Annotated in this window: 8 protein-coding genes; 4 read left to right on the plus strand and 4 right to left on the minus strand. The window is 60.8% G+C overall.

Features of this window, described 5'->3' with window-relative positions:
• Positions 1 to 1,115: M48 family metalloprotease (locus LAN64_19605; protein ID MBZ5570036.1), on the minus strand; the 1,115-nt coding region annotated here is incomplete at its 3' end.
• Here LAN64_19605 and LAN64_19610 point away from each other — a divergent pair.
• Complete coding sequence (locus LAN64_19610; GenBank protein ID MBZ5570037.1) at positions 1,075 to 1,980, plus strand: HAMP domain-containing histidine kinase; 906 nt, start codon at positions 1,075 to 1,077, stop codon at positions 1,978 to 1,980. The two genes, LAN64_19605 and LAN64_19610, sit on opposite strands and share 41 nt — an antisense overlap.
• Complete coding sequence (locus LAN64_19615; protein MBZ5570038.1) at positions 1,977 to 2,702, plus strand: response regulator transcription factor; 726 nt, start codon at positions 1,977 to 1,979, stop codon at positions 2,700 to 2,702. The genes LAN64_19610 and LAN64_19615 overlap by 4 nt, the downstream gene beginning before the upstream one ends.
• Positions 2,703 to 2,833: 131 nt before the next feature.
• Here LAN64_19615 and LAN64_19620 read toward each other — a convergent pair whose 3' ends face one another.
• From LAN64_19620 to LAN64_19630, 3 genes are all read right to left on the minus strand, one after another.
• Positions 2,834 to 3,103: a hypothetical protein gene (locus LAN64_19620; GenBank protein ID MBZ5570039.1), complete on the minus strand. Its 270-nt coding sequence runs from the start codon at positions 3,101 to 3,103 to the stop codon at positions 2,834 to 2,836.
• 253 nt (positions 3,104 to 3,356) lie between these two features.
• Complete coding sequence (locus LAN64_19625; GenBank protein ID MBZ5570040.1) at positions 3,357 to 5,042, minus strand: carboxypeptidase-like regulatory domain-containing protein; 1,686 nt, start codon at positions 5,040 to 5,042, stop codon at positions 3,357 to 3,359.
• A gap of 45 nt (positions 5,043 to 5,087) precedes the next feature.
• Positions 5,088 to 6,827 carry a GWxTD domain-containing protein gene (locus LAN64_19630; GenBank protein ID MBZ5570041.1) on the minus strand — a complete coding sequence of 580 codons (1,740 nt, stop codon included), beginning with the start codon at positions 6,825 to 6,827 and terminating at the stop codon, positions 5,088 to 5,090.
• 374 nt (positions 6,828 to 7,201) lie between these two features.
• Between LAN64_19630 and LAN64_19635 the strand changes: the two genes are divergently transcribed.
• Both LAN64_19635 and LAN64_19640 read left to right on the plus strand, forming a co-directional pair.
• Entirely contained in the window at positions 7,202 to 8,578 is a 1,377-nt protein-coding gene (locus tag LAN64_19635; GenBank protein MBZ5570042.1) for an efflux RND transporter periplasmic adaptor subunit, read from the plus strand.
• 200 nt (positions 8,579 to 8,778) lie between these two features.
• Positions 8,779 to 9,462, plus strand: a complete 684-nt coding sequence (locus tag LAN64_19640; protein MBZ5570043.1) for an ABC transporter ATP-binding protein — start codon at positions 8,779 to 8,781, stop codon at positions 9,460 to 9,462.
• Positions 9,463 to 9,662: the final 200 nt, after the last annotated feature.

The following is a 9,662-nucleotide window of genomic DNA, read 5'->3' on the forward strand; positions in this document are numbered from 1 at the left end:
TCCGCAGTGCCAAAGCACGACTTGCGGAAGCCCTGGAACAGGCCGCTGCGGAAGCGATCTCGTCGATTACTGCCGACAACGCTGTCGCTTGGTTCCGCCACTGCGGCTACAGGGTACAGCAACCATGAATCCGCTCTAAAATCTTCGAACTCCGGCGTTGACACCACTGCGCCATCGCGCTTTGGCAAAAGATTGGATATTTCCTCCCTCAGAGCCTTCAATCGTTGCGGAAGAGGAGGAAATGGACTAAACGCGTTCACCGAGACAGTGGTTGCAGGCCATATCTGCTCAATCGTACGAATGAAGCATTCTGGGTCGTAGCCAGCTTTGTACAGGTATTGCACGCCGAAGTAATCGGCGTCCAATTCATTCTCCCGTCTTGTCTTGACGAGAGTTAGAGGTACCGCGACTGATGACATAGACTCCCCACGTGTCCCGGATACAATTAGCGGAACACTCGCGATCTGCGCCATTTGCTCGCGAGTAAATCCTCGCGTAGCCGAATGTAATGCTGTGTGCGCAATCCCACGTGCAAGCACACTGGCGAGTTCACACTCGTTGCCTAACTGGAGGAGTAGTGCGCGGTCGATGTACTGGTATCCGCCAGGCAGCGTGACCGGGCTCGCTTCCACACCGCTCTCTACAACCTGAACAGTGATGGGCAGGACTGCATCGGAGTTTTGGGCTATTTTTCGCACGACGCGTGGGAGGTAATCAGCAATCGTAGGGTCACGCACCAGAATGGCGGAGCGCTCAAGCGCTGCCGACATTTGTTTTCCTAGCTGCGCCTCTTGCCCGGTTGAATACCAGTTGGGTTTCCTGGCGATGTTTCGGTGTCCAATAGCGTCGATGTTCTTGTCCGATCGAGATCGCTTGGGATTGTCTGCGGACAGCGAAGCTGTGAACGCCAGCACCCAAAGCATCACAAGGGTGCAGGTTCTCACCGCGAAAGCGGGCACCTTCATCGTCGAGCCTCTGTTCAGAACTTTACTCCGACCGAGCGCCACGTTCCATAACTGATGTAACCGGCGGCTTTTTCCGTTCCGCACTTCATCCACTACAATGTGGGCGATGATGCGCGTCGCCAGCCGCACCAAGACGATCGTATTCTTCATCACCCTGGGCGCCTGCCTGATTGGCGTCGCCATCGCGCTCAACGTCAGTTGGATCGTCCTGAAGTGGCGCGAGGTCGGCGCCCTCGTCCTGGGTGTCATCTTCTTCGCTTTCATCATCGCCGGCGTTGTCCTGAACACCGTGTTCCTGGTCCGCGAGATTCGGCGCAACGAGCAACAGAACAGTTTCCTGAACGCCGTGACCCACGAGTTGAAGACTCCGGTCACCTCCATCCGCCTGTACCTGCAGACCCTGCAACGGCGAGAGTTGGGCGACCATGAACGCCGCGATTTTTACCGCATCATGCTGGAGGATACCGACCGCCTCCTGGGCACGGTCGAGCAGGTGCTCAAGGCCGGGGAGGCGCGGCAAGGCGCCGGCCAGAGCCATCGCGAAGCCATGGATCTCTGTGGCGTCGTCAGGGACTCGGTCGAAGTCGCCCACCTGCGCCATCAACTCCCGCCCGGTGCGCTGCGACTGGGCAACGTGCCCGCCGGCAGCATCGAGGTGATTGCCAATCGCGAGGAACTGCGCACCGTGCTGGCCAATCTACTGGATAACGCGGTGAAGTACACGGGCGCGGAAAAGGATATCGTCGTGGATGTGCTGACGCCTGACATCGACACCGCGTTGCTGCGCGTGCGCGACAACGGCGTCGGCATTCCACGAGACGAGCTGAAGCGAATTTTCAAGCGTTTCTACCGCATCCCCATGCAGGTGACCAGCGCAATCAGGGGAACCGGATTGGGTCTGTTCATCGTGCGTTCCATCGTGCGGCGTCACGGTGGAGAGGTGATGGCCGAAAGTGCAGGCGAAGGGCGCGGCAGCACGTTCAGCATCCGCTTCCCCAGGGTCTATCGCACATGAGCCGAATCCTGATCGTCGAGGACGAACCCCACCTGGCCCAGGGGCTACGCTTCAACCTGGAAGCCGAAGGGCACGCGGTGGAAGTCGTCGAGAGCGGCGAAGGCGCGCTCCAGTTCCTGCTGGAGGACAAAAAGACCTTCGACGCGGTCATCCTCGACATCATGTTGCCCGGCAAGGATGGATTCATCGTGGCACGCGAGCTGCGCGATGCCGAGAATTTCGTTCCTGTGCTGATGCTGACCGCCCGGGGCCGCCCCGAAGACGTGCTCAAAGGGTTTGAAGCCGGCGCCGACGATTACCTGCCGAAGCCATTCAATCTCGACATCCTGCAGGCTCGCATTCGAAGCCTGCTGCGTCGCAAAGAGTGGCTGCAGGCCGCCGACAATGGCGAAAACGCGAAGCCCCGTGAGCCGGATATTTTCACCTTCGGCGACAAGGTTGTTGATTTTGGGAGACTGCAAATTTCTTCCGGCAAACGCGTGTTCCAGCTCACCATGATGGAAGGCGAACTACTGCGCTACCTGATCCAGAATAGCGGCCGGCCGGTGTCGCGGAAGGCGATGTTGGAGAACGTCTGGAATCTCAGCGAAGAGACGGAAACGCGCGCCATCGACAACTTTATCGTCCGCCTGCGCCGCTATATCGAAAAGGATTCTGCCAAGCCCCGGCATCTCATCACCATTCGCGGGCTGGGCTACCGCTTTGTGCCCGCTCCGGACTGAGCTAAGCAGAAAAGAGTCGGGTGGGGGTGGTACCAGTTGAGCGCTGTCGCCGCGCGCAGCCCGGGGCGGGAGAGCGCCCGCCCCAGGGTTTGCTTGCCAAGTTGCTTGCCGGTTATCGAACCGTTCAGGAATTATTTTCTACGAATCACCCAATCGAAGAACCCGCCGACGACGATTCCGATCGCGAAGGCGGCTACCACCGTTCCTGCGGGGTGGCGCTTGATGCGGTCTTTGGTGTCTTCGATGAATTCCTCGGCCGCATCACTGCCGGTTTTACCGACGCGCTTCACGGCGTGGATGCCATTTTCAATCGCCTCCGCCATCGCCGTGCTCGCCCGCGACACTTTGTGCATGGGGTCAACGAGGTTCTCTTCGGCTCGCTCCAACATTGTCTTGGTCATAGGCCCGCACCTCCTGAGGGTGGACAGGACAGCTCACTGCAAGTCTGCTCCCGACGGCTCGGGAGTCAAGCGATTCCGCGCCCACGCTCAACTTGGCGCTCCCGTTTTGGGCAACCCAACGTCTGGGAGGGTAAAGTCCAGCGCGCTGCCGCGTTCCGCGCGGCAACAGCACAGGATGGCTTCAGACATCAAAATAGGGCAGCATCCGCGCTGCCCTTTTCAGTCTGACTATTCCGACCCGCCGACAGTCTAGCTAAAACACAAACGCCAACCCGCCGCGCACCGCGCGCGCCGACTGCACCAGGTACAGTGTGCGGCCATCGCGTCCGATCACCGGCACATAGCCTTGCGCCAGCAGGTTGCGCAGGTCCACCAGCGCTTCCATCCTACCCGGCAGGAAACCGGTTCCCGGGATGGGCTGCCGAATGAAGACGTTCCAGTAGGGATCCATCTGTCCCGGCGAGCAATCGAACATGTCTACCGGGGTCAGCGACTTCTGATTGGCAACGCGGTACGACGTTGCCCAGCGCGTATGCGTGCCGGGCATCGTGCCGGCCAGCTTCGCGCCCACCGAGTGCCGCCATTCGCGGTGCACGGAAGAGCGCACGCGCGGCAGCTCCACGTCGCTGTCCGTGAGATCGAGCACTCCGCCCCACGAATAGTTCAGCGTGGCGGTCAGATCCGGCAACAGCTTCTGCTGGACCACCACCCGTACGCCGTCGGAGTTTAGCTGCCCCGCATTGTAGGTGAACGTGCCCGAATAGAGGTCGGGCAGCACTTCCGCCATGGGACGGTCAAGATCGCCCGCACCAGTCAGGGCGGTGTTACGGATGTGGTCCGAGTACGCTGCCAGTTGCAGGCGGGTGTTGCGCATGCGATGCGATACCGAAACTTCCTGGTGACGTGCCTTCTGCAGCACTGCGCCGCGCTCCACCATCGAAACCCGGGGTCCGGACTCCAGCACGTCGGCGAGGGAAGATTCGAATCCCTTCGCTGCTGCCATGTTCGGCTCGGCGCTGGCGTAGCGATATTCGAACACCGTATCGGGCGACAGGTGCACGTCCACCATCGCGAACGGCTTCAGCGCGCTCGCCCGGCTGAGGAACTGCACGGTTTGATACTCGCCGCCGACGCGCAGATCAATGAAGTCGGCGAGAGTGATGGCATCCGACAGCCGCAGCGACATGGCCTGCAGCGACGGAGTACGCAAGTTTAGGTCAGGATTGGAAAAACGGCGGAAGGTTAGCGCCAGTTCCGGCTTGGAGCCATCGTCCATCTTGTGCGAGTAGGCGGCGCGGACGACTCCGTTCTGCGGACCAGCGCCATAACCCAGGTTGCCCTTCACCGATAGCATCCCGGCGTCGAACAGCGACTTCTCAAAGGTGAAGTTCGTGCTCATCTCGCCTGCGCTGCCGAAGCCTTCGGCATCACTGCCAGCCACAAACTCCAGCGTTGCCTTCAGCGTCCGCTCCCCGCTGCCGCTCCTGGTCACCACCAGCGGCCCGTTGCCCACGACGCGCAGGATGGGACGGTTCGCCGCCGAGCGCAGCGTCCATTTCCAGCCGTCGTCATCGGAATGGGCCTGCCGCTGCGGCAGCAGTTGCACGGCCTCGAACAGCGTGCTAAGCGTGATGTTCACCAGGACACTGGCACCCGCCCTGAGCGCCACGTTTTCACGCAAGGATGGCAAAAAGGACGGCGCGCTGACTTTGACTTGGTAGATCCCTGGTACCAACTCGGCGGCTTTGTAGAAACCGCGCGCATCCGTGAAGACCTTCACCGCCTGGGTGGCGTTGGAAAAAACCTCCACCAGGGCGCCCATCTGCGGCACGCCGGCGGAATTTCGGACGATGCCGGTGATTACGCCGGGCTTCCCGACCGCTGCTGCAGGAAGCGTCAGTGCCAGCAGGACCATCACGCATCCAAGCTTTCGGCCCATGAGCACCTCCATTGTGAATTTGCGGCCCGCGCTCGCCAGCCGCGGCTACTCGACGGCGAACTTCGCCGATGACTTCAAATCCTGCTTCGAAATCTGGTCGTTGACCTTAATGGTGATCTGGTACGTGCCCGGGGGGACATCACGCAGTGCAAACGACTTCTGCAGCGTCACCTGCTCGCCCGTGTTGCCCATCTCCGCCGTGGATTCGGTCAGCTGCACCACCGGTTTGTTGGTCGTCACGTTGACCACTTCGTAGGAGATGTTCGCCGAGGGCCTGTGCGTATGCTGATCGATCCCCAGGTTATACACCTGCATCCAGAAATTCACCTTCTGGTCGCGCTTGAACATCGCCGGTTGCCCGCTGGACGAATCCAAGCGCGGACGAACCTTGGTGTCGCCGATGACGAAACTGCCGGCGCCCACGTTCTTGGTTGAAACCTTCTGCATCTCGTCGGCCACGATCAGGCTGGAGAAGGCCAACTTGTCTTCGCTGAACTCCGGTACCTGGATACCACGGCTCCAAGTCCCGATCTTATCGCCGTTCACGTCCTTCAAGACAATGTCAACGCGATAGCGCCCGGGGCGCAGCGGCAGCGCCTTCCAGTACACGTGGCTGTTGTCGAGGACCTTGGGCAGCAGTTCATCCGGCAGCCCGTCGGTGACGGTGTCTTCGAACGTCTGCGCCACGCGGCCGGTCAGGGTCGTCACCTTGCCGAGGATGTTGACCATCATGCGCTGCACGCCGTCCTTGCTCGACCAGATCACGTCCCGGTTCTTCATCTGGATAGTGACCGGCACCAGCACCGTGTCGGAGGTCACCTTCACGAAGTCGACGCGCACGTCAAACGGCAGCAGGTTCATCCGAATCTTGTGCGTCACCACCTCGTCCAGGTCCTTGAACTTGATCGCCGGCGGCTGACTTAACCGGTAAAGCTGGTCCAGCCGGTCGAACTGCTTGCCCTGCCAGTTCTGGCTGAAGGGACCGGTTCCCAGCCGCTCGAGGCCGCCGTTGGTGAAGCGGTCCGCCTTGTCGGCCATGCCCATCTGCTCGTACAAGGTCGCACCCGCGCCGGGCACGTGCAGCAGCGCGTCCTTCTCCGAGCGGTCCATCGTCATGTGATATTCGCCGCACATGCACGGGTCAACGAACTCGATCATGATCTCCTGGCCAACCCCCTCCAGGTAGCGATAGCGCCAGACCTCGAAGGGGAAGGTTGAAGTCGAGCCGCCGCCCTCCTCGATCGGGCGCTGGTAGTTCCCGCCGCTGGGATGCGCCTCGATCTCGTCCGGCTTGCCGTACATGATGTACATGCGGCCGCGATCGGTCCTCCACCCCGGCACGCCGGCGGCGAAGTGCTCGTTGGCGTACGCGATGCGCCGATAGTGCTCTTCCTTGTATTCGTTCTCCGCGGTGTCGGGAGTGGCATCGCGGCGCAGCCAGAACTGCTCGATGAACTGGTCGCGCTCTTCGTCATTGGAAAGCTGCTTGAAGGCGGCGCGCTCTTCATCGGTGATGATCCAGCGCACGTCCTCGTCCAGCCACTTCTTGTAAACCTTGCTGATCTCCTGCTTCAGCGCTTTCTCCTGCTGCTTTTTCTGCTTTTCCGATAAGGGGCGCTTAAGCGGGTCAGTCTCTTGCCCTGGTTGTCCTTGCGATGCGGCAGGGGTCTTGCCGTCCGGCTTCTTGCCGGTTGCATCGCTCTGGGCGAAAGCTCCGGCTGCGCACCACAGACAGAGGGCCAGACTCACCGCCAACGAACGACTCCAACCTGATTTGTACGACATCGAGAATGGGCTCCTGGGAGACAATTCGGGCTTTTAAATTCTATGTTCTTACCCCATTTAAAGCAAGGATAAGGCGCACACATTTTCTCTCTGATCCCGCGCCATATCTGTTGAGCTGCCAACATCTTCCACAGACCCGGATGGCATGCGCGGTACATCCCCGCCAAATGGTGCTGGGGAGTGGATGCAGCATCTCACGCTTGCCAATATAATGGGTCAAGGTAAGCGCTTTCCTGGTCGCGCATCGGGTCATTGGCGGTCCGAATGTGCGAAACTGGGAACTTCTCCTGGGGTACCTGCGTAATCCTAGCAGGCGATGATCCGGGGTGATTGCGCCCCAGGAATGCCATGCGGGCATTGTCGAGTGAGGCAACGTGAAGAATGGAAAAAAGATCGCGATCGGAGTTGGAGTCCTGGTTCTGTTGCTGGCCATCGTCGGCTTCACCGTCCATGAGAGCGGCAAGGGCGTAGTGGTGGTGCAGACCGGCAAAGTGGCGCGTCAGGACCTGACCTCCGTGGTCAGCGCCTCCGGCGAAATCAAGCCCAAGACCTACGTCAACATCGGCGCCAACGGCTACGGCAAGATCACCAAGCTGTTCGTGCATGAGGGCGAGCAGGTCAAGAAAGGCCAATTGTTGGCCAAGCTGGATTACATACAGTCGGCCGCCGACGTGGCCGCCATGCAGGCGCAACTCGCCGCCGCCAAGACCGACTACGCCGCTTCCGAAGCCGCGCTGAAGAGCGCCCAGTCCGATTTGGACAAAGCGCGCGCCGACTACGACCGCGCCAAGCTCGATTACCAGCGCGGCGAAGCTCTTTACGGCCAGGCGCTGATCCCCAAGCAGGACTACGACACTCGCAAAGCCACGTTCGAAGGCGCCGACGCCGCCGTTGCCTCGGCTCGTGCCCGCATTGCGCAATCAAAGGCTCAGACCGCCTCCACTCAGGAGCGCATCCGCCAGATGCAGGCGCAGTTGACCCACGCCAGCGACGTGCTCAGCAAGACCGAGTACACCTCGCCTTATGACGGTATCGTCAGCAATCTGCCGGTGCGCGAAGGCGAGACCGTCATCATGGGCATTCAGAGTTCGCCCGGTAGCCTGCTGATGACCGTCTCCGACATGTCGGTGGTCACCGCCGAGGTCATGGTGGACGAAACCGATATCGTCAACGTGAAGTTGGGGCAGCCCGCGGAAGTCACGATTGATGCCATCCCGAAGAAAGTGTTCCACGGCGATGTAACCGAAATCGGCAACAACGCCGTCGTGCGCTCCACCGGCCTGGCTACTACGCAAACCACCACGGGCAGCCAGGAAGCCAAGGATTTCAAGGTCGTGGTCACCATCAAGGACCCGCCGCTGAATTTGCGTCCGGGCCTCTCCACCACCGCGAAGATTAGAACTGCGACGCGAAATAATGCCGTCGCCATACCTATCCAGGCGCTCACCGTTCGCCAGAAGGCAGACCTTGAGACCAAACCCAAGAAGGGCACGGTGCAGGCGGCGTCGCCCGCGCTCAGCGCCAAGGACAAGGAGGAAATCCAGGGCGTGTTCGTAGTGCGCGACAAGAAGGCCGAGTTCGTCAAGGTGGACACGGGAATCACCGGCGTCACCGATATCGAGGTGACCAGCGGGCTCGAGCCGGGACAGGAAATCGTAACCGGCAGCTACAAGGTGCTGCGCTCGCTGCGCAACGGCGCCTCCGTCAAGGTGGACAATTCCGCACCCAAGAAAGAAGAAGAAAAGTCCTAACCTTGTGACGCCCAGGGCGTCAAAACTTGTTGTGGGATCTCAGGTTCGTCAGTCTTTCAGTGTGTCGACGTGTTCCAAACTGGGAGACTGACCGACTGCGAGAGCGAAAGACCGAGAAACCTAAAGAATTGAGAGACCCAAATATGGCCACTGAGGTCGCCAGCGTATCCGAAAACGTAGTCGCCCCTCCTGACGGCTGCATGATCTGCACCGAGGACCTGTGGAAGACCTACGACATGGGTTCCGAACAGCAGGTGCACGCGCTGCGGGGCGTCAACCTGCGCATCGAGCGCAACGAGTACGTCGCCATCATGGGGCCTTCCGGCTCCGGCAAGTCCACGCTGATGAACCTCATCGGCTGCCTCGACACGCCCAGCAAGGGCCGCTACTGGCTCAACAACCAGCTCGTCAGCGAACTCGACGACGACGAACTGGCGCGGATCCGTAACAAGGAAATCGGATTCGTGTTCCAGACCTTTAACCTGCTCGCCCGCGCCACTTCCCTGCACAACGTCGAGCTGCCGCTGATCTACGCTGGCATGCCCGCCGAGGAGCGCCTGGTGCGGGCCAAGGAAGCGCTGAAGTCGGTGGGCATGGAGCACCGCATGATGCACAAGCCCAACGAGCTTTCCGGCGGCCAGCGCCAGCGCGTTGCCATCGCCCGCGCGCTGGTGAATCGGCCTTCGATCATCCTCGCCGACGAGCCCACCGGCAACCTCGACTCGCAGACCGGCAATGAGATCATGGCCGTCCTCGACCGCCTCCACGAGCAGGGCAACACCATCGTCCTGGTTACCCACGAGCACGACATCTCCGAGTACGCCCACCGCGTCATCCACCTCAAGGACGGCGTCATCTCCGGCGATGTGCGCAAACCGAGATAGGCTTCGGGCTCCGGGCTTCGGGCTCTTGTGGCGCGGGCGCGGGCGCCCGCGACTCGCAGCGTTCTAGAGCGGATTCATGGTTGCTGTACCCTGTAGCCGCAGTGGCGGAACCAAGCGACAGCGTTGTCGGCAGTAATCGACGAGATCGCTTCCGCAGCGGCCTGTTCCAGGGCTTCCGCAAGTCGTGCTTTGGCACTGCG

The organism is Terriglobia bacterium (assembly GCA_020073185.1).
Classification (GTDB): domain Bacteria; phylum Acidobacteriota; class Terriglobia; order Terriglobales; family Acidobacteriaceae; genus JAIQGF01.

Coding starts and splice junctions, on each gene's coding strand:
- LAN64_19615 (MBZ5570038.1), top strand. CDS start 1,977: ATGAGCCGAATCCTGATCGTCGAGGACGAACCCCACCTGGCCCAGGGG.
- LAN64_19640 (MBZ5570043.1), top strand. CDS start 8,779: ATGATCTGCACCGAGGACCTGTGGAAGACCTACGACATGGGTTCCGAA.
- LAN64_19630 (MBZ5570041.1), bottom strand. CDS start 6,827: ATGTCGTACAAATCAGGTTGGAGTCGTTCGTTGGCGGTGAGTCTGGCC.
- LAN64_19610 (MBZ5570037.1), top strand. CDS start 1,075: ATGCGCGTCGCCAGCCGCACCAAGACGATCGTATTCTTCATCACCCTG.
- LAN64_19620 (MBZ5570039.1), bottom strand. CDS start 3,103: ATGACCAAGACAATGTTGGAGCGAGCCGAAGAGAACCTCGTTGACCCC.
- LAN64_19625 (MBZ5570040.1), bottom strand. CDS start 5,042: ATGGGCCGAAAGCTTGGATGCGTGATGGTCCTGCTGGCACTGACGCTT.